This is a genomic window from Streptomyces sp. NPDC022552 (assembly GCF_055561875.1).
In genome coordinates, this window is the sequence record NZ_JBVHGJ010000010.1 from 4,502 (window position 1) to 25,559 (window position 21,058).

The 21,058-nt window shown below is 71.2% G+C and carries 16 protein-coding genes and 1 pseudogene; 8 read left to right on the forward strand and 9 right to left on the reverse strand.

What is annotated here, in order from left to right; all coding sequences use genetic code 11:
• Window positions 1-127: 127 nt before the first annotated feature.
• Window positions 128-493 carry a PRC-barrel domain-containing protein gene (locus ACZ3OF_RS24345; RefSeq protein ID WP_361674326.1) on the reverse strand — a complete coding sequence of 122 codons (366 nt, stop codon included), beginning with the start codon at window positions 491-493 and terminating at the stop codon, window positions 128-130.
• 176 nt (window positions 494-669) lie between these two features.
• A complete protein-coding gene (locus tag ACZ3OF_RS24350) occupies window positions 670-831 on the reverse strand; it encodes a hydrophobic protein (protein WP_361674324.1) in 162 nt (53 codons plus the stop codon).
• Between the two features lie 229 nt (window positions 832-1,060).
• On the opposite strand from ACZ3OF_RS24350, the gene ACZ3OF_RS24355 reads away from it, so the two are divergent.
• Window positions 1,061-2,176 carry an AI-2E family transporter gene (locus ACZ3OF_RS24355; protein WP_361674322.1) on the forward strand — a complete coding sequence of 372 codons (1,116 nt, stop codon included), beginning with the start codon at window positions 1,061-1,063 and terminating at the stop codon, window positions 2,174-2,176.
• A gap of 114 nt (window positions 2,177-2,290) precedes the next feature.
• Here ACZ3OF_RS24355 and ACZ3OF_RS24360 read toward each other — a convergent pair whose 3' ends face one another.
• Window positions 2,291-4,021, reverse strand: a complete 1,731-nt coding sequence (locus ACZ3OF_RS24360) for a methyltransferase (RefSeq protein WP_467306738.1) — start codon at window positions 4,019-4,021, stop codon at window positions 2,291-2,293.
• Window positions 4,022-4,128: 107 nt separating this feature from the next.
• Entirely contained in the window at window positions 4,129-5,340 is a 1,212-nt protein-coding gene (locus tag ACZ3OF_RS24365; protein WP_467306740.1) for a 4-hydroxybenzoate 3-monooxygenase, read from the reverse strand.
• 325 nt (window positions 5,341-5,665) lie between these two features.
• Between ACZ3OF_RS24365 and ACZ3OF_RS24370 the strand changes: the two genes are divergently transcribed.
• The 3 genes and pseudogenes from ACZ3OF_RS24370 to ACZ3OF_RS24380 all read left to right on the forward strand — a co-directional run bounded on the left by ACZ3OF_RS24370 (window position 5,666) and on the right by ACZ3OF_RS24380 (window position 10,457).
• Complete coding sequence (locus ACZ3OF_RS24370) at window positions 5,666-9,040, forward strand: pyruvate carboxylase (protein WP_361674316.1); 3,375 nt, start codon at window positions 5,666-5,668, stop codon at window positions 9,038-9,040.
• Between the two features lie 98 nt (window positions 9,041-9,138).
• Entirely contained in the window at window positions 9,139-9,870 is a 732-nt protein-coding gene (locus tag ACZ3OF_RS24375; protein ID WP_361674314.1) for an SOS response-associated peptidase, read from the forward strand.
• A 55-nt stretch (window positions 9,871-9,925) separates the two neighbouring features.
• A pseudogene (locus ACZ3OF_RS24380) lies at window positions 9,926-10,457 on the forward strand (AAA family ATPase).
• Window positions 10,458-10,543: 86 nt separating this feature from the next.
• Here the strand turns inward: ACZ3OF_RS24380 and ACZ3OF_RS24385 are convergent.
• From ACZ3OF_RS24385 to ACZ3OF_RS24395, 3 genes are all read right to left on the reverse strand, one after another.
• Window positions 10,544-11,488, reverse strand: a complete 945-nt coding sequence (locus tag ACZ3OF_RS24385) for an ornithine cyclodeaminase family protein (RefSeq protein WP_361674310.1) — start codon at window positions 11,486-11,488, stop codon at window positions 10,544-10,546.
• A 114-nt stretch (window positions 11,489-11,602) separates the two neighbouring features.
• Entirely contained in the window at window positions 11,603-12,553 is a 951-nt protein-coding gene (locus ACZ3OF_RS24390; protein ID WP_467306744.1) for an ornithine cyclodeaminase family protein, read from the reverse strand.
• Window positions 12,550-13,350, reverse strand: a complete 801-nt coding sequence (locus tag ACZ3OF_RS24395) for an IclR family transcriptional regulator (protein ID WP_361674306.1) — start codon at window positions 13,348-13,350, stop codon at window positions 12,550-12,552. Before ACZ3OF_RS24395 ends, ACZ3OF_RS24390 begins: the two co-directional genes overlap by 4 nt.
• 113 nt (window positions 13,351-13,463) lie before the next feature.
• On the opposite strand from ACZ3OF_RS24395, the gene ACZ3OF_RS24400 reads away from it, so the two are divergent.
• From ACZ3OF_RS24400 to ACZ3OF_RS24410, 3 genes are all read left to right on the forward strand, one after another.
• Window positions 13,464-14,813 carry an amidohydrolase family protein gene (locus ACZ3OF_RS24400; protein WP_467306746.1) on the forward strand — a complete coding sequence of 450 codons (1,350 nt, stop codon included), beginning with the start codon at window positions 13,464-13,466 and terminating at the stop codon, window positions 14,811-14,813.
• Entirely contained in the window at window positions 14,810-15,886 is a 1,077-nt protein-coding gene (locus ACZ3OF_RS24405; protein WP_467306748.1) for a dipeptidase, read from the forward strand. The genes ACZ3OF_RS24400 and ACZ3OF_RS24405 overlap by 4 nt, the downstream gene beginning before the upstream one ends.
• Before the next feature lie 258 nt (window positions 15,887-16,144).
• The gene (locus ACZ3OF_RS24410; protein WP_467306750.1) at window positions 16,145-17,422 is read left to right on the forward strand and encodes an extracellular solute-binding protein; all 1,278 of its coding nucleotides are present in this window, start codon (window positions 16,145-16,147) and stop codon (window positions 17,420-17,422) included.
• A gap of 223 nt (window positions 17,423-17,645) precedes the next feature.
• On the opposite strand, the gene ACZ3OF_RS24415 is transcribed toward ACZ3OF_RS24410, so the two are convergent.
• Entirely contained in the window at window positions 17,646-18,908 is a 1,263-nt protein-coding gene (locus tag ACZ3OF_RS24415) for an MFS transporter (RefSeq protein ID WP_467306752.1), read from the reverse strand.
• Complete coding sequence (locus ACZ3OF_RS24420; RefSeq protein WP_467306754.1) at window positions 18,905-20,287, reverse strand: GH1 family beta-glucosidase; 1,383 nt, start codon at window positions 20,285-20,287, stop codon at window positions 18,905-18,907. The genes ACZ3OF_RS24415 and ACZ3OF_RS24420 overlap by 4 nt, the downstream gene beginning before the upstream one ends.
• A gap of 342 nt (window positions 20,288-20,629) precedes the next feature.
• Between ACZ3OF_RS24420 and ACZ3OF_RS24425 the strand changes: the two genes are divergently transcribed.
• Complete coding sequence (locus ACZ3OF_RS24425) at window positions 20,630-21,043, forward strand: DUF7144 family membrane protein (protein ID WP_361674294.1); 414 nt, start codon at window positions 20,630-20,632, stop codon at window positions 21,041-21,043.
• The last annotated feature ends 15 nt before the right edge of the window (window positions 21,044-21,058 follow it).

The window sequence follows — 21,058 nt, forward strand, 5'->3', positions numbered from 1 at the left end:
ACCTCTTCTCCCGTGCCTTTTTTTGTTGGGGGGGGGGAGGACCCGCTTCATGGGGAGGGGTTGGGGGGGGGGGGGTGGGGCAAACCTTTTGTGGGTTCGTCCCCCACACCCCTGTCATGCCCGGTGATCAGAGCGGGCGGCCGCCGAACGGCGGAAAGCCGTAGTACGTGCCCAGCTCCTCGCGGTACCCCGTGTCGCCGAGGTGCTTCTCACGGTGGAACTCGGGGGCGCCCTTGATCTGATCCTTGGTCAGGTCGACGAAGATCTTCCCGTCCTCCGGGACGACCCGGGTCACCGTGCTCGCCGGCAGGAGGACCTCCTTCCCGAAGATCCACACACCGGTGTCCACGACCAGGTAGGCGTCACCGACCTCGTCGGAGTGCTTGTCGACCTTGCCGATGCTCCCGTCGGTGGCCTCCACCTTGTAACCGGTGAGATCGGCACCGGCCAGGTGGCCCGAGGTCGACTTGTAACTCCACGCATGCTCAGTCACGCGAAAACAACTCCTCCTGTGAAGGGAGGACGGCGAGGAAATTCCCGCCGCCTTTCTTTTCCGTACGTCGTGCGCGGCGGACTTCACGTCCCGCCGAAATTCCGCCTACCCCGGTTCCGGGCTCCCATTCACATCATCCGGATGGGCGCTCGGCGCGGATCGGGGAAACTGGCCGGCTACCACCGATACCATCGACCACTACCGGTCTTGGGACGTGCGACGAATCCGAGAATCCAGACGACGAGCAGGGCGATCGCGATCCACCAGAGAATCTTCAGCGCGAAACCAGCGCCGAAGAGAATCAGGATCAGCAGAAGAACGAGAAGCAGGGGAACCATGATTGTTTACCTCCGGAAAATCATGTGCCCCGGTCTCCTGCTCACACACCTGCGAAATTTCGGGCGCCGAAATCGTCGTACGAGGAAGGGCCTTGCCCCCGGGGAGGGAGGGGTGCGCCGATCTCCGCGACGACGGCGAGCAGTTCATGGCCCGTCGGGGCGGGCGGCCACGACCCGAACAGCGGGGGCGGGCCCGGAGTGCGGACCGGCGGGTCCATAAGGTGGGCCCATGTCTGCCACGTTGAGTTCCACGAAATCCGCCGCCGCTCTGCGCACAGCGGCTCGCGTGTCCGCCGAGTCGTTGTTGGTCCTGCTGCTGGCCGGGGTGGCCCTGTGGATCCTGGGTCGCATGTGGTCGGTCGTCTGGCCTCTCATCGTCGGGCTGATCCTCACGACCCTGACCTGGCCGCTGGCTCGTTTCCTACGGCGGCACGGCTGGCCTCCCGCCCTGGCGGCAGGGGTCGTCACCGTCTCGTTCGTCCTGGCCGTCGCCGGCATCGTCGCGCTCATCGCGGTGCCGGTCGCATCCCAGTCCGGGGAGCTCTCCAAGGGCGTGGTCGAGGGAATCCAGCGACTCCGTGAGTGGGCGGCCGGGCCGCCGCTGAACATCGGCGACGCCGAGATCTCCGGCGCGTTGGACACGGCCATGACCCGCGTTCAGGACAGCGTCGGCAGCATGGTCACCGCGGTCGCGACCGGCGTGGGCACGGTGTTCAACGGCGTAGTCACGGCCTTCCTCGCCCTCTTCCTGATGTTCTTCTTCCTCAAGGACGGCCCCCGGTTCGTGCCGTGGCTCGCCCGCCAGCTCCCCGGGCGGCTCGCCGTCGACGTCCCGATCGTGGCGGAGCGGAGCTGGGACACGCTGGGGGCGTTCGTGCGCAGCCAGGCATTCGTCGGCCTCCTCGACGCCGTGCTCATCGGCCTGGGCCTGTGGATACTCGACGTCCCCCTGGTCCTTCCCCTCGCGGTGCTGACCTTCGTCTCCGCGTTCGTGCCGATCGTGGGCGCCCTGTTCGCCGGCCTGGTCGCGGTTCTCATCGCGCTCGTGTCGAACGGCGTCACCGACGCGCTGATCGTTCTGGCGATCATCGTCGTGGTACAGCAGTTGGAGGGAAACGTCTTCCAGCCCATGATCCAGAGTCGCGGACTCGGCCTGCACGCGGCCGTCGTCCTGCTGGCGGTGACCCTCGGCGGCAGCCTGGCCGGCATCGTGGGCAGTCTGCTCGCCGTCCCGTTGGCCGCGCTCATCGCGGTCTTCTGGAACTACCTGCGTGAGCAGCTCGGTGACGGAAGGCCGGAACAGGACCCCGACGAGGCACACACCCCCGTCCCCGTCACGTCGTGACCTGACGACGGGCCACCTCTCCATATGCCCCGCACGGGAACGAATCAGGGGCCCGACGGGAACAAGTCACGGGCGCCTGGAGGGGGTTCGGCCCCCTCCAGGCGGACCGGGACATCAGCTTCTGCGGGCGTGGAGGGCGTGGGCGCCCAGTGCGAGCGGGGTGTGGCCGACGAGTTCGAGGCCCTGCTCCTCGAGCAGCCGGGCGTAGTGGTCGGCCGTACGCTCGCGGCCTCCGGTGTTGCACATCATGTGGAGGTCCCACGCGGTGGCGAGCGAGGGGGTTGCGTCGGCCGGCAGGAGGCGTTCGACGATGAGGAGGTCCCCGTGCGGGGGCATGGCGTCGGCGCAGTGCCGCAGGATGCTCCGGCAGCGGTCGTCGTCCCAGTCGTGCAGGACGCGGGAGAGGATGTACACGTCGCCGCCCGGTGGTAAGTCCGCGAAATCGCCCGCCCGGTATCCGCACCGCTCGCCGGCCTCGGTGGTGGCCAGGTACGTGCGCGCCGCCGCGAGGACCTGCGGGCGTTCGAGGAGGACGCCGCGCAGGCCGGGGTGGGCGGTCAGGACGCGGCCGAGGAGTTCTCCGGTGCCGCCCGCGATGTCGACGACGGTACGAGGGCGGCCGGAGGCGGTGGCGGCGGCGGTCAGGACCGGGTGCGACGGGAGAGCGTCGAACATGGCGGCGCTCGACACCATGGACTGGTCGAACAGGGTGGCGAGTTCGGGGTCGCGGGCGAAGTGGTCGAAGTGGTTCTCGCCGTAGAGGTGCTCGAAGCCGGGTCGTCCTGTGCGCACGGTGTGGGTCAGGTGTGCGAAGGACTGGTAGAAGGGGCCGCCGTACATCAGCGCCAAGGCGCGCATCGAGCCCGGCGCCTCCGCGTCCAGGAGTGCTCCGGCCCCGGTGAGCCGGAAGCCGTCGGGGCCTTCGGAGACCACGCCCAGCATGGCGAGGTACCGCAGCAGGGTCGCCAGGCTCTGCGGGTCGGCGCCCACGGCCCGGGCCAGCTCCGCGTTGTCCGTCCCGGTGTGACGGTTCATGGCCTCCGGTAGCCGAAGCCGCGCGCAGGCCGCCAGGGCCTGGGTGGTCCAGGCACCGGTCAGCAGCCACAGGAGTGTTTCCGCCGGCTGTTGTTCGCCCGTCTGTCGCACCTGCCCCGCCGGGGCGAGGGGCCGGCCGAGGTGCTCGGTCAGTACGTCCCGGTGGTCTCCGCTCGCGTACAGCTCGACGCGCCGGTAGGCCGTCTTCGTGTCGGCGGGCGCGGTGAAGTAGAACACCGTGCCGTCCTCATGCGGGTTGTAGCCGCCTCCGTCGGCCGCCGCACCGTGCCACGCGAAGCTCGCCAACAGCCCGCGCAGCACCAGTGGGTCGGGCCGCTCGACGTCGAAGGCGAGGTGCGCCTCGTGGTCCAGGCGGCGCTCCTGGGCGGCGATCCCGGACAGCCCGGAACCCGGTGGCACCGTCAACGCGAAGACCTCGACCGCCCGGTGCTCTCCGGCGGGGCCGCGGACCACCGGACGGAGAATCCTTACGTCAAGATCCGCCGGATCGCGGCGGTGGCGGGACGCGAGGCGTTCGCGCACGACGACGCTGGGCTGCGCCGGCGCATCGGCGGGCAGCCCGCACGCCGCCAGGTCCGTCCGCAGCGCCTGCTCGTCCGGCGGAAACACGAGCACGGCGGCGTGCGCGAAGCGGCACCGGTCCGTCAGCGCCCGCAGTTCGGGACCGTCGAGACCGGGCAACACGCGCGAGAGCAGCACGGACGTGTCCTGCTCACGGACGAATGCGGCCGTCGCGCTCAGCCGCTCCGCGTCGTCACCGGCGTTCGCCGTCGTCGTGGTTGCGGGCATGGTGAAGGGATGTTCGGAATGCATTCCCTGTCCGTGTGTGAAGGAGGAAGCCCGGGGCCTGGCCCGGAAGGGGGACGAAGACGGGAGAAGAGAAGAAGTGAGGCCGGTCAGATGCCGACGTAGTTCTCGGCGAACCAGTCCTGTTGGGTACGCGAGGTGCGCAGCGAGGCGATCCGGGAGTGGCGCAGACGCTCCTGGAAGAGGGAGGTTCCCTCGGAGCCCGGGTCGTCGTGCAGGAGGCGGATCATCCAGTGCGAGAACTCCTGCGCACGCCAGATGTGGGCCAAGGACCGCTCCGAGTAGGAGGCGAGCGGCTCGGGGTCGCCGTGGGCGAGGTCTGCGGTCAGGGCCTGGGCCAGGATCTCCGCCTCCAGCACCGCCAGGTTCGCGCCCTTCGCGGCGGACGGGCTGATCAGGGCGGCGGCATCGCCCACGAGGAACAGCGAACCGTGGCGCAGCGGTTCGAGCACGTCGGACTCGAGGTCGACGACGGCGCGCTGGACGACCCGGCCGCGCACCAGGGGTCCGTACTCGGTCGCGCGCATGCGCAGGTCGAGTTCGTCCCAGACACGGTCCTCGCTCCACGCGTCGGCCCGGGTACCACGTTCACACTGCAGGTAGTAGCGGGTGATCTCGGCGGAGCGGGCCATGTGCCCGGCGAATCCGCGCGGGTGGCTCGCGTACCCGACGGCGTCCAGGCTCGGCGGCGCCTCCGCCAGCAGGCCCAGCCAGGACACGCCGTGGTCGCGATGGTGGCGGTGGACCACGCCGGGCGGAAGCGAGCGCCGCCCCGCCCCGTGGCGGCCGTCGCAGGCGGCGACGTACCGTGCCCGCCACCGTCCGGGGCGCCCGTCGCTCTCCCGTACGGTCACCGTGGGCGTGGGGCCGTCCGCGCCGGACACGGCGACCGCCTCCGTGTCGAAGCGGATCCGCCCCCCGGCGTCGATGAACTGCGCCAGCAGATCGGCGACCAGCTCGTGCTGCGGATAGACGGTGTGCGGCTCACCTCGGCCGAGCCGTCGGTAGTCCAGGCGGAAGCGGCCGTCCTCGCTGCGGAACTCGCAGACGCTGTGCTCCTGCCCGCGCCTGCGCAGCCCCTCGTCGAGACCGTTGCGTTCCAGGATCCGCACCGTGTTCGCGGCGAGGAATCCCGCCCGTGCGCGGTTCTGGACGTGGTCACGACCGGCACGTTCCAGCACGACGCAGTCGATTCCGCTGCGAAGTAAGAGGTTCCCCAACACCAAGCCGGCCGGGCCGGCTCCGAGGATGACCACATCGGCCGAGTTCTGGGCGACCCGGGCGTACTGACTCTCTGTCACAACAGTGGATCATAGGCACTGAAAAACATGTGGACAGCCAAATATCACCCGAATGGGTCGCATGATGGGAAAAGGATTCTGCCGATGGCGAGGAACGGGTCGAGCGCGCAGGACCCTGCCGGGTACCCCCTCCGGGCCCCTCTCGCACAGCGGGGCGGCGATGATCCATGTCACTGTCGTGGGTCCTTCAGAAGGCCACGGCGGAGCCCTTAGCGTTGCCGAAACGAGCCGGGCGCGACGCGGGCGCGTGCCGTTCCCAGGCACGAGGTACGCGGGGAGGTGTCGGCGACCCGTTGCTCATCACCGGCAGGGTGAAGGGATCAGGATGTTCCGCAAGGTACTGGTGGCCAATCGCGGGGAGATCGCGATTCGCGCGTTCCGCGCAGGCTACGAACTGGGCGCGCGCACGGTGGCCGTCTTCCCGCACGAGGACCGCAACTCGCTGCACCGGCTGAAGGCCGACGAGGCGTACGAGATCGGCGAGCCCGGACATCCGGTGCGGGCCTACCTCTCCGTGGAGGAGATCGTCCGTGCGGCCCGCCTGGCCGGCGCCGACGCCGTCTACCCGGGGTACGGGTTCCTGTCCGAGAACCCGGAACTGGCGCACGCCTGCGAAGAGGCGGGCATCACGTTCGTGGGCCCGAGCGTGCAGACGCTGGAGCTGACCGGGAACAAGGCGCGTGCCGTGGCCGCCGCCCGGGAGGCGGGCGTACCCGTGCTCGGTTCCTCGGCGCCCTCCACCGACGTGGACGAGCTGGTGGCGGCCGCCGATGACATCGGCTTCCCGGTCTTCGTCAAGGCCGTCGCGGGCGGTGGCGGTCGCGGCATGAGGCGGGTCGAGGACCCGGCGACGCTGCGCGAGTCCATCGAAGCGGCGGCCCGCGAGGCCGAGTCCGCCTTCGGCGACGCGACCGTCTTCCTGGAGAAGGCCGTCGTCGACCCGCGCCACATCGAGGTGCAGATCCTCGCCGACGGCGAGGGCAACGTCATCCACCTGTACGAGCGCGACTGCTCGATGCAGCGGCGCCACCAGAAGGTGATCGAACTCGCGCCCGCCCCGAACCTCGACCCGGAGGTGCGGCAGCGCATCTGCGACGACGCCGTGAAGTTCGCGCGCCGGATCGGCTACCGCAACGCGGGCACCGTGGAGTTCCTCCTCGACCGCGACGGCAACCACGTCTTCATCGAGATGAATCCGCGCATCCAGGTCGAGCACACGGTGACCGAGGAGGTCACCGACATCGATCTGGTGCAGTCGCAGCTGCGCATCGCCGCCGGCGAGACCCTCGCCGACCTCGGCCTGGCGCAGGAGTCCGTCGTCCTGCGCGGCGCCGCCCTGCAGTGCCGGATCACCACCGAGGACCCGGCGAACGGCTTCCGCCCGGACACCGGCATGATCAGCGCGTACCGCTCTCCGGGCGGCTCCGGCATCCGGCTCGACGGCGGCACGACCCACGCCGGTACGGAGGTCAGTGCCCACTTCGACTCGATGCTGGTCAAGCTGACCTGTCGGGGCCGGGACTTCAGGACCGCCGTCGACCGAGCCCGGCGCGCGGTGGCCGAGTTCCGTATCCGCGGCGTGTCCACGAACATCCCCTTCCTGCAGGCCGTGCTCGACGACCCGGACTTCCAGGCGGGGAACGTCACGACGGCCTTCATCGAGCAGCGGCCGCACCTGCTCACCTCGCGCCACTCCGCCGACCGCGGCACCAAGCTGCTCACCTACCTCGCCGACGTCACCGTGAACAAGCCGCACGGCCCCAGGCCCGAGCTGATCCCCCCGGCAAGCAAGCTGCCCGCGCTGCCCGCCGGCGAGCCGGCCGCCGGCTCCCGGCAGAAGCTCCTCGCGCTCGGCCCGGAGGGCTTCGCGCGGAGCCTGCGCGAGTCGCCGACCATCGGTGTCACCGACACCACGTTCCGCGACGCCCACCAGTCGCTCCTCGCCACCCGGGTCCGTACCAAGGATCTGCTGGCCGTGGCCCCCGCGGTGGCGCACAACCTGCCGCAGCTGCTGTCCCTGGAGTGCTGGGGCGGTGCCACCTACGACGTCGCGCTGCGCTTCCTCGCGGAGGACCCGTGGGAGCGCCTCGCCGCGCTGCGCGAGGCCGTGCCGAACATCTGCCTGCAGATGCTGCTGCGGGGCCGTAACACCGTGGGGTACACCCCGTACCCGACCGAGGTGACCGACGCCTTCGTGGAGGAGGCCGCCGCCACCGGCATCGACATCTTCCGTATCTTCGACGCGCTCAACGACGTCGACCAGATGCGCCCCGCCATCGAGGCCGTACGGGCGACCGGGACCGCGGTGGCCGAGGTCGCGCTCTGCTACACGTCGGACCTCTCCGACCCGGCGGAGAAGCTGTACACGCTGGACTACTACCTGCGGCTGGCCGAGAAGATCGTCGCCGCGGGGGCACACGTGCTGGCGATCAAGGACATGGCGGGCCTGCTGCGCGCCCCCGCCGCGGCCAAGCTGGTCTCCGCGCTGCGCGCGGAGTTCGACCTGCCGGTGCACCTCCACACCCATGACACCGCGGGCGGCCAGCTCGCCACGTATCTCGCGGCGATCCAGGCCGGGGCGGACGCGGTGGACGGCGCGGTGGCCTCCATGGCGGGTACCACCTCCCAGCCGTCGCTGTCGGCGATCGTCGCCGCGACCGACCACTCCGACCGGCCCACCGGACTCGACCTGCAGGCGGTCGGCGACCTGGAGCCGTACTGGGAGAGCGTCCGCAAGGTCTACGCCCCCTTCGAGGCGGGTCTGGACTCGCCGACCGGGCGCGTGTACCACCACGAGATTCCCGGCGGGCAGCTCTCCAACCTGCGCACGCAGGCCGTCGCGCTCGGCCTCGGCGACCGTTTCGAGGACGTCGAGTCGACGTACGCCGCCGCGGACCGGATGCTGGGCCGGCTGGTGAAGGTCACGCCGTCGTCGAAGGTGGTGGGTGACCTCGCGCTGCATCTCGTGGGGGCCGGGGTGGCGCCCGAGGACTTCGAGGCGGCACCGAACCGCTTCGACATCCCCGACTCGGTCATCGGCTTCCTGCACGGCGAGCTGGGCACGCCTCCCGGCGGCTGGCCGGAGCCCTTCCGCACCAAGGCGCTGGAGGGCCGCGCCGGCCCCAAGCCGATGCGCGAGCTGACCGCCGAGGACCGCACCGGCCTGGCCAAGGACCGGCGCGCGACGCTGAACCGCCTCCTCTTCCCCGGCCCGACGAAGGCGTACGAGACACACCGCCAGGCGTACGGCGACACCAGCGTGCTCGACAGCAAGGACTTCTTCTACGGGCTGCGCCCCGGGAAGGAGTACACCGTCGATTTCGGGCCTGGTGTGCGGCTGCTCATCGAGCTGGAGGCCATCGGCGAGGCCGACGAACGCGGTATGCGTACGGTCCTGTCCACCCTGAACGGCCAACTGCGGCCGATCCAGGTACGCGACAACGCGGCGGCCGCCGACCTCCCGGTGACCGAGAAGGCCGACAGGTCCGACCCCGGCCATGTCGCCGCGCCGTTCGCCGGCGTGGTCACGCTGGCCGTCGCCGAGGGCGACGAGGTCGAGGCCGGTGCGACGGTGGCGACCATCGAGGCGATGAAGATGGAGGCCTCGATCACCGCCCCGAGGAGCGGACGGGTCTCCCGTCTGGCCATCACCAGGATCCAGCAGGTGGAAGGCGGCGACCTCCTCGTCGAGATCGGGTGAGTCCCTGACCGTTGCGCGGCCGGGGCACCGAGCGGGGTGCCCCGGCCGCACGACGCAAGTTCCGGCGGAGAACCGGGGACCGGTGCGACACTGAGGGCATGTGTGGCCGGTATGCCTCCTCTCGAGCGCCCGAGGACCTCGCGGGTCTCTTCGACGCCCGCCTCGACGCTGACCACGTCCTCGAACCCTCCTGGAACGTGGCACCCACCGACGAGGTGTGGGCGGTCCTGGAGCGGGCGGCCCGGGGCACCGGCGTCGTCGAGCGCCGACTGCGCCCCGTACGCTGGGGCTTGGTCCCCTCCTGGGCGAAGGACCCGGCGGTGGGGTCACGGATGATCAACGCCAGGGTGGAGACGGTCCACGAGAAGCCGGCCTACCGGCGAGCCCTGGCCAAGCGCCGATGCGTGCTGCCCGCGGACGGCTTCTACGAGTGGGTCGCCGTTCCCGCCACGGGATCGGCCAAGGCGTACAAGCAGCCGTACTTCATCCGGCCCGAGACCGGGTCCGTGGTGGCGATGGCCGGGCTGTACGAGTTCTGGCGCGACCCCGCTGTCGCCGACGACGACGATCCGGCGGCATGGCTCACCACAGCCACCATCATCACGACCGAGGCCACCGACGCGGCGGGCCGGATCCACCCGCGGATGCCCCTCGCCCTCGACCCGGACGACTACGAGGCGTGGCTCGACCCCTCCCACCAGGACACGGAAGCCCTCCGCGCCCTCCTGCACACCCCCGCGGACGGCCGCCTCGCGGTGGCGGCCGTGTCCACCGCGGTCAACAGCGTGCGCAACGACGGCCCTCACCTCCTCGACCCCCTCACCCCCTAGGCCCGAGGGCGAATCCGATGTTCCCCGTGACGGGCCACCGGTAGCGTGGCCGCTTGTGAGGGTGGGAACCGAAGAGACCCGGCTGGTCGTGCTGCGCGGCAACAGCGCGTCGGGGAAGTCGTCCGTCGCGGCCGGTCTCCGTGAGCGGTTCGGCCGCGGCCTGGCCCTGGTCGGCCAGGACAACCTCCGTCGTGTCGTGCTCCGCGAGCGGGACAGGCCCGGTGCGGCGAACATCGGCCTGATCGACCTGACCGCCCGTCACGCCCTCGATGCCGGCTATCACGTCGTCGTCGAGGGAATCCTCACCGCCGCCCACTACGGCGACATGCTCGCGCGGCTGCGCGCGGACCACCGCGGTCCCACGCACGGCTTCTACCTGGACGTGCCGTTCGAGGAGACGGTGGCCCGGCACGCCACCAAACCGATCGCCCAAGACGTGGACGAGTCGCAGCTACGCGACTGGTACCGGCCGCGCGATCTGCTTCCCGGCGAGTGGGAGACCGTGATCGGAGCCGACAGCACCCGGGACCGTCGACCGCATCATGCGCGACACCGGCCTGACCCACCTGCCCGCTCTGGACCGCTGACCGTACGATCACCAGGCTGCGTCAGACGCCCGGCCCGGCCGGGCGGAGAGGGAGGGCGGTTCCGGAGGGGGTGCGGTCCTCCGCCGTCAGGACGGCCATCCCTTCCTGACGGTTTCGTAGGCGGCGCCCGCGAGGACGAGGTCCTCCCATGCCATGCCGACGCTCTTGAAAAGGCGGGGACGGTGCCGTTCGGCCGGGACGCCGCCACGCGCGAGTTCGGCGAGGGTCCAGAGGTCGTCCGGGCCCAACACCCCTGCCCGGATGGGCTGGATGATGTCGCCGGCCTCGCGCAGGGCGGCGGAGCGAGCCTCGACCACGACGGTCGAGCGGCGCACCGTCACCTCGTCGACCTCGCGGGCGTCGGGCTCGTGCGAGCCGACGGCGACCACGGTGGCGTGGTCGGCGAGGAGCGAGCCGTCGAAGAGCGGGGCGCGGGCGGTGGTGCAGCAGGCGACCAGGTCGCCTCCGGCCACCGCGCCGGCGTCCCCGGCCTCGACGGTGAGGCCGGAGCCCTCGTAGCGATGGAGGAACTCCTCCGTCCGCCGCTCGTTGCGCGCGATCACCGTGACATGGCGGAGCGGGCGGACGGCGCGCAGGGCCTCGACATGGCTGTGCGCCTGCGGGCCGGTACCGAAGACGACGAGGCGTGCCGCGTCCGGCTCGGCAAGGAGGTCGACGGCTGCGGCGGAGACGGCGGCGGTGCGGATGGCGGTCAGTTCGACCGCGTCGAGGGTGGCCAGCGGCGTGAGCGTGACCGCGTCGAGCAGCAGGTAGGCCCCTTGGACGCGAGGGAGCCCCCGGTCGGGGTTGCCCGGCGCCACCGAGGCGACCTTCACCCCGGCGAACCGGCTCGACTGCGCGGGCATGAGCAGGAGTTGGCCGGCGTCGACGGGCACCACGTCACGCGGCGGGTCGGTCTCGGGGTCGAGTCCGCCCCGTAGCGCGTCCTGGATGGCGGCGACCGCCACGCGCATCGGCAGGGCGGAGCGCACGTCACCGGCTCCGATGGCGGGGGTGGTGCCGTCGGTCATGTCGACCTCCGTTCAAGGTGGTTCACCTGTGCACTGTTGCCTTGCATGTGCCCCCCATGATCACCGCTCCTCGTCCGTCGCCCGGCCGGACGGACGTGCCCGTACGCGGACGAGCTACATCTGCATGCGGATGCCCCACCCGCGGGCCGTCGCGACGGAGTAGGCGACGTGCGCGGCTGCGACGTCCAGGGCGGCGTGGCCGGTGGACTTGAACAGGGTGATCTCTTCGGCATCCCGCCGGCCCGGGTGGTCGCCGACGAGGACGGAGCCGAGGAGTGTGACGGACTTGCCGGGGGGAAGGTCCTGGAACTCGTGGGAGCCCGAGGGGGGCCGGGTCGTGGCGGCGCCGGGCCACTCGGCGAAGAGGGCCGCGTCGCGGACGGTGTCGGCGTCCAGTTCAGGGCCGTGGGAGCCTCCCACCGAGCTGACGTGGGTTCCCGGGCCGAGCCAGACGCGGCGGACCACGGGCTGGACGGCTCCGGTGCAGCAGAAGACCCGGTCGGCGCCTCGGACCGCCTCCTCGATCCCGGCCCCCGCCCGCGCGGCCGGGTGAAGTGCCGCGGTCTCGCGGGCGCGTCGCGGATCACGACCGGCCACGACGACGGGCGTCGCCGGGTCGAGCGCGGCCAGGATGCCGACCTGGGCGCGGGCCTGGGCGCCGGTCCCGATGACGGCGACGCGGGCGGGACGGGGTCGGGCCAGGGGCCGGGCCGCCAGTGTCGCGGTGACCGCCGTGCGCACCTCGGTCAGGGATTCGGCGTCCATCAGTGCCAGGGGGCGGCCGTCCGTCTCGTCGAAGAGGGCGACCACCCCTCGGTGGCTGCTGCGGCCGGGCGCCGCCCGGTCGGCGAACACGGAGACCAGCTTGGCGCCGAGCCCCAGTCCGGGGACGTACCCGGGCATGGCGCCGAGCAGTCCGTCGGGCGCGCGTGCGGCGATCCGGGGCGGCGCGGAGACCTCTGACCGGGCGATGGCGATCAGCGCCGTCGCCATGGCGTCGACGAGGCGGTGCGGGTCGAGTGCGGCACGGGTCCGTGCGCCGTCGAGGAACAGGATCTCGTTCACTCCGGGGCGTCCGAGGAGAAGGCGGGCGTCGGGTGCGGCTGCGCGGCCGGCTCTCCCCGGGTGGAGAGGACGCGTGCGAGCTCGTCGGCCGCCTCGCGCAGGAGCTGCCGCAGTGGGGGGAGCCGGGCCGCGTCGAACTCCGGGCCGAGGCCGACGAGGGTCAGCGCGCACATGGGCGAGCCAGGCCGTGGGACGACGGCACGGCTGAGGGAGGCGACGGGCTGCTCGTTCCGCCCGTACTCGACCGCGAACCCGGACCGCTCCGTACGCTCGATGTCGGCCAGCAGCCCTTCGGGCCCCTCCAGTTGGCACCCGTCCTCCTCGGCCACGCGCAGGTACGGCGCCCGGTCGGCCGGGGCGAGCGCCGCGACGAGGGCGAGCGGGCCCGCGAAGCGGTGGACGGGCAGAGACCGGCCCATCAACCGGCTGACCATGGCCAGGCGATCGGGGCGTACGACGTCGATCACTCGGGACCGGTCCGCCTCCGGCACCTGCAGATTGACCATCATGCCGGTGCGTTCGGAGAGCTCCGCCAGGACCGGTCGGGCCAGGACCCCGAGTGAGTTCCGGGACGCGGCGGTCGACAGCTGGAGAACGGCGGCGCCGGGGAGGTACCGGTCGCCGGCGCGCAGCACCCAGCCGCGCCGGACCAGGTCGAGGAGGACGCGGTACGCGGTCGCGCGGTGCAGGCCGACCTCCTCGGCCAGATCGGTGAGGCGTGGCGGCTGGGACGCGCGGGCCACGGCCTCGACCAGGTCGAGGGCCTTGTCCACGGCCGTGCGGGGCGCTTCGGGCAATCCGACCACTCCTTGTGGCGTCGGGGGTGCGAGCGTACGGTAGCGCACGTTGCAACCAGCGATACACCTGTTACGTAGAGCGTAACAACTCTGGTCGAGTACGCGAGGTGGAGATGACCAGCGAAACCCCGGGCGCACCAACCCCCTACGCTCCGGCACGGAAGGGGGCGGTCGCGGTCTACCGGAACGCCACCCTGTTCGACGGCACCGGGCGGCCGCCCACGGCCTCGACATCGATCGTCGTCGACGGCCCCACGATCCGCGCCGTCGCCGACGACGCCGAGATCGCCGCGCGGCTCCCGGCCGACGCCCAGGTCTTCGATCTGGACGGCCGCTTCGTCATTCCCGGCCTGATCGACACCCACCAGCACCTCGCCACTCCTCCCGACCGGCCGGCCGCCGAGGCGGTGCTGCGCCGGCTCGTCCACAGCGGCGTCACCGCGATCCGCGACATGGCCGACGACCTGCGCCAGGTGGGAGACCTCGCGCGCGCCACGCTGGTCGGGGAGATCCCGGGCCCCGACATCCGGTACGCCGCGCTGATGGCGGGACCGGGGTTCTTCGACGACCCGCGTACCCATCAGGTCTCCCAGGGAGAGATTCCGGGCACCGTGCCGTGGATGCAGGCTGTGACGGGCGAGACCGACCTGCGCCTCGCCGTGGCCCTGGCGCGCGGCACCCACGCCGCCGCCATCAAGGTCTACGCGGACCTCGACCACGCCACCGTCGCCGCGATCACCGCCGAGGCACACCGTCAGGGCATCCCCGTCTGGGCCCACGCCACCGTCTTCCCCGCCACGCCCCGGCAGGTCGTCCTGGCGGACGTGGACAGCGTCTCCCACGTCACGCTGCTCGCCTTCGACGGCGCCGACGGACAGTTGTCCAGCTACAAGCACAAGCCACCCGTCGACCACGCGAGGTTCGCGGACGGTGACGACCCCGGCATCGAGGAGCTCTTCGCCCTGATGCGACGGCACGGAACCGTCCTCGACGCGACCGCCGCGATGTGGGCGAGCGACGTCATGGCCGGCTCGGGCCCGCGGGACGCGGCCCGAGCGGCCGCCAACACCGAACTCGCCGCGTGTCTCACCGCCCAGGCCCACCGGGCGGGCGTCGACATCTGCACCGGCACGGACTACGAGACCGACCCCGCGGACCCGTTCCCCGCGCTGTACGCGGAGCTGGCCTTCCTCGTCCACCGCTGCGGGATCCCTCCCGAGCACGTGCTGCGCTCGGCCACCCTGATCGGCGCGCGCAGTGCCGGTGCCGAGGACACCATGGGCAGCGTGGAAGCGGGCCGACTGGCCAACTTCGCCGTCCTGGAGAGCGATCCGCTGCAGGACATCGACCATCTGCGCACGATCACCCTCACGGTCAAGCGCGGTCGCCGCTTCGAGCGCGGCGCCTACACCCCCGCCGGCGGCCGCACCCCGGCTTCCCACGGTGTCGAGGAGACCCGATGACCACCACGCCCATGATCATCAACGCTCTCGGCCAGCTCGACAACCCCAACGCTCCGCGCTCCGCCGAGGCGGCCGCCGAGCTCAACCAGTCGAGCGCGCAACTCACCATCGACGCACGGACCCTGGCCGACGCCCGCGCCTCCGGCCTCACCGCCGTCAACATCACCCTGGGCTACACCATGGGTGACCTGCCTCCCTACGAGCACACGCTCCATGAACTCGACGTGTGGGACGGCATCATCCGGGACAACGCGGCCGACCTCACCCCGGTCCGCAGCGTCGCCGATCTGCGCCGCGCGAGAGAGGAAGGCCGGATCGGCATCATCTACGGATTCCAGAACGCCGTCGCCGTCGGCGAGGACACCGGACGGATCGCCACCTTCGCCGACCGGGGCGTCCGGGTCGTCCAGCTCACCTACAACCAGGCCAACCACATCGGCGACGGCTCCATGGCACCGGAGAACCGGGGCCTGACCGACTTCGGCAGGAGCGTCGTCGAAGCACTCAACGACCACCACCTCATGGTCGACCTCTCCCACAGCGGTGAGCGCACCTGTCTGGAGGCCGCGAGGGTCTCGCGCGCCCCCGTGTCGGTCAACCACACCGGCTGCCGTGCCCTGGCCGATCTGCCCCGCAACAAGACCGACGAGGAACTCCGCCTGGTGGCGTCCCGCGGCGGGTTCGTCGGCGTCTACTTCATGCCCTTCCTCAGCCTCTCCGGGCACGCGAGCTCCGCCGACGTCGTCGAGCACATCGACCACGCGGTGAACGTGTGCGGCGAGGATGCCGTCGGCATCGGTACCGACGGCACCATCACCTCCATCGACGACCTCGACTCGTACCGCAGACACCTCGCGGAACACGTGGCGCTGCGCAGTGCGGCAGGGGTCGGCGCGGCCGGGGAACGCCCCGACACCCTGCCCTTCGTACTCGACCTGCGGGGGGTGGACCAGTTCCGCGAACTCATCCGTCTCCTGGAGGCGCGCGGATACCGCTCCTCGCGTATCGAGAAGATCATGGGGAAGAACTTCGCCGACTACGCGGAGAGGGTGTGGGCGCCGGAGATCGCCTGATCAGTGGCGGAACGCGGCACGGGCTCAACGCAGTGTCGAGGCGCCCCGCGGAATTCGTCCATGCTCCCCGACGGAGCCGCACCGGACATCGTGGAGAGTTCTACGCGCGTCCGAATAGGCATCGGCATATCGGAAAACACCACTCGGAATCCTCCCCGTTGGAGCTATCACCACAACTGTTCGGCAGGGGGCGAAACACACACCGGATCAGGAGAGAATTTCGGACGCACTGTCCGAAAAGATCAAGAGGAAAGATCCATGCGACGAAGACTCTTCGGCATGACCGCCTCCGTGGCCGCGTTGGGACTATTGGGCTCCCTCGTCACCGCCTGCGGCTCGTCCGGGAGCGACGGCTCGACACTGCGTCTGGTGGTGCCCGAGTACGGCACCAGCCCGGCGACCAGCTCGAGGGCGTACTGGGACAAGCTGGCCGCCGCCTTCGCCGCCGCCCACCCCGGCAAGAAGGTCGAGGTGACGCTCAGTCCGTGGACCGACGTCGACCGCGAGGTCACCCGCATGGTCCAGGAGAACAACGCCCCGGACGTGGCGCTGATGGGCGCGTACTCCGACTTCGCCGCGCAGGGCCGCCTCTACGCCGCCGAGGAGGTGATGTCGATCAGGGCGGAGGCGAACTTCCTGCTGCCGCTCGCGGAGGCGGGATCGGTCGACGGCACCCTGTACGGCTTGCCGTTCGTGGCCAGCAGCCGGCTGCTCTTCTACAACAAGGAGCTGTTCGACCAGGCCGGGGCGAAGCCGCCGAAGACGTGGTCGGATCTGAAGGACGCGGCCGAGACGCTGAAGAAGGAGGACGTGCTCTACCCGTACGCCCTGCCGCTCGGCCCGGAGGAGGCGCACGCCGAGGCCATGATCTGGGAACTGAGCAACGGCGGCGGGTACACCGACAGCACCGGCGGGTACAGCATCGCGTCCGAGCAGAACACCCAGACCTTCCGCTGGATCAAGGACAACCTGGTCGTGCCGGGTCTGACCGGCCCGGTCCCGCCGGCCGAGCTCAACCGGCAGGACGCGTTCGCCGCCTTCCTGCGCGGCGACGTCGGTATGGTCAACGGCTATCCCTCGCTGCTTCACGAGGCCCGGGCGAAGGGCGTGAAGGTCGGCACGCTGCCCATGCCGGTGTCGGACACGCTGGATTCCAGGGAGGCCCCACCGGCGGCAGGCGTCGCCGACTGGATGATGGCTTTCAAGCACGAAGGAAATCGCGAACTGGTGGGCTCTTTCCTGGACTTCGTCTACGAGGACAAGAACCTCAGCGAGTTCGCCGGGCGCTATCACCTGTTGCCGTCGACGGTCTCCGCCTCCCAGGCGTCCCGTTACGCGGCGGCGGACCCCAGCGCCGAACAGTTCCTGACCGCATTGCGCAGTGCGCAGCTGTACCCGGTCAACGACCCGTCCTGGCTTCAGGTCAGCGATACCATCAAGCGGAACATCGGCAGGGCCGTCGCGCCCACCGCCGACCCGAAGACCGTGCTGGAGCAGATCGCCCAGCAGGCCCAGGACGTGGCTCGGCAAAGGTAGCGGCCGCCGGAAATCCGGGGACTATTTCCGCCCCTCCCCCGCCGCCGGTTCTCCCTTCCGGTTCATTCGTCCGCACTTCGTTCTCGCTTTCTCTCCCGCATCCCGTCCGGATGCGCATCCGGGCCGTACGGCGTCGACCGGACGCCCGTCTCGTCGCTCCCGAAGCACCCACAAGGTGCGCGGAGCGACGACCCTTCTCGGCGGCGGCTCGCGCGACGTCGTCTCAGGGGACCGAGCGGATGCGGCGCACCAGGACCGAGCCTGCGACGGCCAGGGCGCCCGCGAGCGCGTACAGGGCCGTGTATCCGCCGAAGTGGGTGACGACCGGGGCCGCGATCACGGGGGCCAGCACCTGGGGCAGGGCGTTGGCGATGTTGATGACGCCCAGGTCCTTGCCGCGGTCCTCCGCCGTCGGCAGGACGTCCGTGAGCAGGGCGAAGTCCACGGCCGTGTACACACCGAACCCGAGGCCGAGCACGAGCGAGGCGACGACCGCGCCCGTCCAGGTCTGCCAGACGGCGAGCAGCAGGGTGGCCGCGGAGATGACCAGCCCCGACCAGATCACGTAGGACTTCCGCCGGCCGCTGCGGTCCGACCGGACACCGCTGATCACCACGGTGGAGAGCAGGGTCAGCGCGTTGAGCGCCGTGAGGATCAGGACGCCGTTGTCCGCGTCGCCCTCGTAGTGCACGGCGTCGGTCAGGTAGTAGAGCAGGTACATCGTGCTGATCGAGTACGACAGGTTCATCAGGAACCGGGTGAGCCAGGCCCACCCGAAGTCGGGATGGCGCCGCGGGTCGATCCAGAAGCCGCCGAGGAACGACCCCCACCGGAAGGCCGGCCGGGCGGCGCGGGAGAGCGGGGTGTCGCGCCGCATCAGGAGGTACGGAACGGCGGCGAGCACCGAGAAGACCGCGCAGGCCAGATAGCCGGCGACCACCCCGCCCGCGGCCGTGGCCAGCGCCGTACCGGCAAGGACGCCGCCGACCTGGGAGACACCGAGCCAGCCGCCGACCAGACCGCGCTGCCGCGCCGGCACCTGGTCGGGGACGGCCGCGGTGAGGGCGGCGAAGGCCGCGTTGAGGGCGAGCTGGACCAGGCACCAGCCCGCGATCACGGTCGCGACGTTCCGGGCCCCGGCGAGGACGAGCAGCCCGGCCGCTCCGCCCGCCACTCCCCCGGCCACCCAGGGGATGCGCCGGCCCACGGACGCCGTCGTCCGGTCGGAGAGCGCGCCGAAGACGGGGTTGGCGACCATCGACACGGCTGCTCCGACCCCCGTCACCAGGGCGAGGGTGGACGCCTTGTCGTCGGGGGTGAGGTGCTCGGCCTGGCGTGCCAGGAGCAGTTGCAGCGGGCCGAACCAGCCGACCCAGACCCCGAGGTTGGCGAGGGACAGCGCGCCCACCCAGCGCCCGCAGGACGGGGCACCGGTCGTGGGGGCCGGCTCGGCCGCGGTGCCCTCCGCCGTCCCCTCGGCGGTCATCTGCCGCTCTTGATCAGGTCGCGGTACCAGGCGTACGACTGCTTGGGGGTCCGCGCCAGCGTCTCGTAGTCGACGTGGACGAGCCCGAACCGCTGCCGGTACCCCTCCGCCCACTCGAAGTTGTCGAGGATCGACCAGATGAAGTACCCGCGGACGTCGGCGCCCTCCGCCATCGCCTCGTGCAGCGCGCGCACGTGGCCGTCGTGGTACGCGACGCGGCGGGCGTCGTCGATCCGGCCCGTGTCGGGGTCCGGACCGTCACCGTACGAGCAGCCGTTCTCGGTGATGTACAGGGGCGGCAGCCGGTCGCCGTAGCGCTCGCGCATGGTGGCGAGCAGTTCGCGCAGTCCGTCCGGGACCACCGGCCAGCCGAAGTCGGTGAGTTCACGCCCTTCGATCTGCCGGATGGCGAAGGGGAGGTCCGACGGTATGCCGATGCCGCCGAAGGAGGTGGCGTCGGCGTTGTCGGCGGTGGGCTGCGGGGCGCCGACGAGCATCGGGTTGTAGTAGTTGATGCCGTACCAGTCCAGCGGGGCCGAGATCGTCCTGAGGTCCTCCGCGACCGGGCCGGGGAGGAGAGAGGCCAGGCCCTCGTCCGGGTAGGCGCCGGTCAGGACGGGGTCCGCGAAGAGGCGGTTCGTGAGGGTGTCGTACAGCTCGGCGGCTGCGCGGTCGTCGTCGCTGTCTCCGGCGGTCCAGACGGGACTGTGGGAGGCGGCGATGCCGATCTGGCGGGCGCCCGCGGAGCGCAGGGCCTGGACGCCCATGCCGTGGGCCAGGAGCTGGTGGTGCGCGGCGGGCAGGGCGTCGAACACGAGACGCCGGCCGGGGGCGTGCTCGCCGAGGCCGTATCCGAGCAGGGTGACCTCGGCGGGCTCGTTGATGGTGATCCACATGGGCACGCGGTCGGCGAGCCGCTCCGCGACCACAGAGGCGTACGCCGCGAACCGCTCGGCGGTGTCCCGGTCGAGCCAGCCGCCGTGCCGCTCCAGGGCGAGCGGGGTGTCCCAGTGGAAGAGGGTGGGCACCGGGGCGATCCCCGAGGCGCACAGCTCGTCGACGAGCCGGTCGTAGAAGTCCAGCCCCTTGTCGTTGACCCGGCCGTGGCCGTCGGGCAGGACGCGGGACCAGGAGACCGAGAACCGGTAGGCGTCGACGCCGAGTCGGGACATCAGCGCCACGTCCTCGCGGTAGCGCCGGTAGTGGTCGGTGGCCACGGCGGCGTGCGAGCCGTCCTTGACGCGTCCCTCCTCCCCGGTGAAGGCGTCCCAGGAGGAGGGACCACGGCCGTCGGCCGTGAGGGAGCCTTCGATCTGGAAGGCGGAGGCGGAGACCCCCCAGAGGAAGTCGGCCGGGAACTCGGGTACGGGTGCTGTCATATGGACTCGCTTCGATCGCCGGGTGCGGGTTGCTCACGGCACTTTCGGGTCCCAGGGTCCGCGCTGTCAATGGAAAGTGAACAACTCTCAGCTTTTCCCCGGCGTGTCCCACCAAGGCCGCGCGGTTGGGTCGCGGCCGTCAGGTCCGTGCGGCCGGCCAGGCGCAGCGCCCCCGGGCTGAGGGTGAGGTCCGGCCGACAGCCCACCGCCGGTCCGCGTCCGTGAGGGCGGCACTGCCGGGCCTTCCCGCCCCGCCGAAGTGCGTCGCGGGACGACGGGGGTCAGATTGGAGGTATCCGACCCACGGGACGGAGACGCGGGCAGACGATGAAGGAGCCTGTCATGACAACCCACACGGGAGCACCCGGCCGACAAGGGGAGACCCACAGCAGCGGCTGGCTGGTGTTCGCCGGCGTCATCATGATCTTCAGCGGCGTGATGACGCTGCTCGGCGGTATCTCGGCCATCGCCAAGGACGACGTGTTCCTGGCCACGCGCAACTACGTCTACGAGCTCGACCTCACCGGCTGGGGCTGGATCCATCTCATCCTGGGCATCCTGATCGCGCTCACGGGTGCCGCCCTGTTCACCGGCGCCACGTGGGCCAGGGTCGTCGGCGTGGGGCTGGCCGGTCTCAGCATGATCGCCAACTTCATGTGGCTTCCCTACACGCCGTGGTGGGCGCTGTTGTTGATCGCCATCGACGCACTCATCATCTGGGGACTGTGCGTCGCTCCCCGGCCGGTGAGGGACTGACGTCCGGGAACGGCA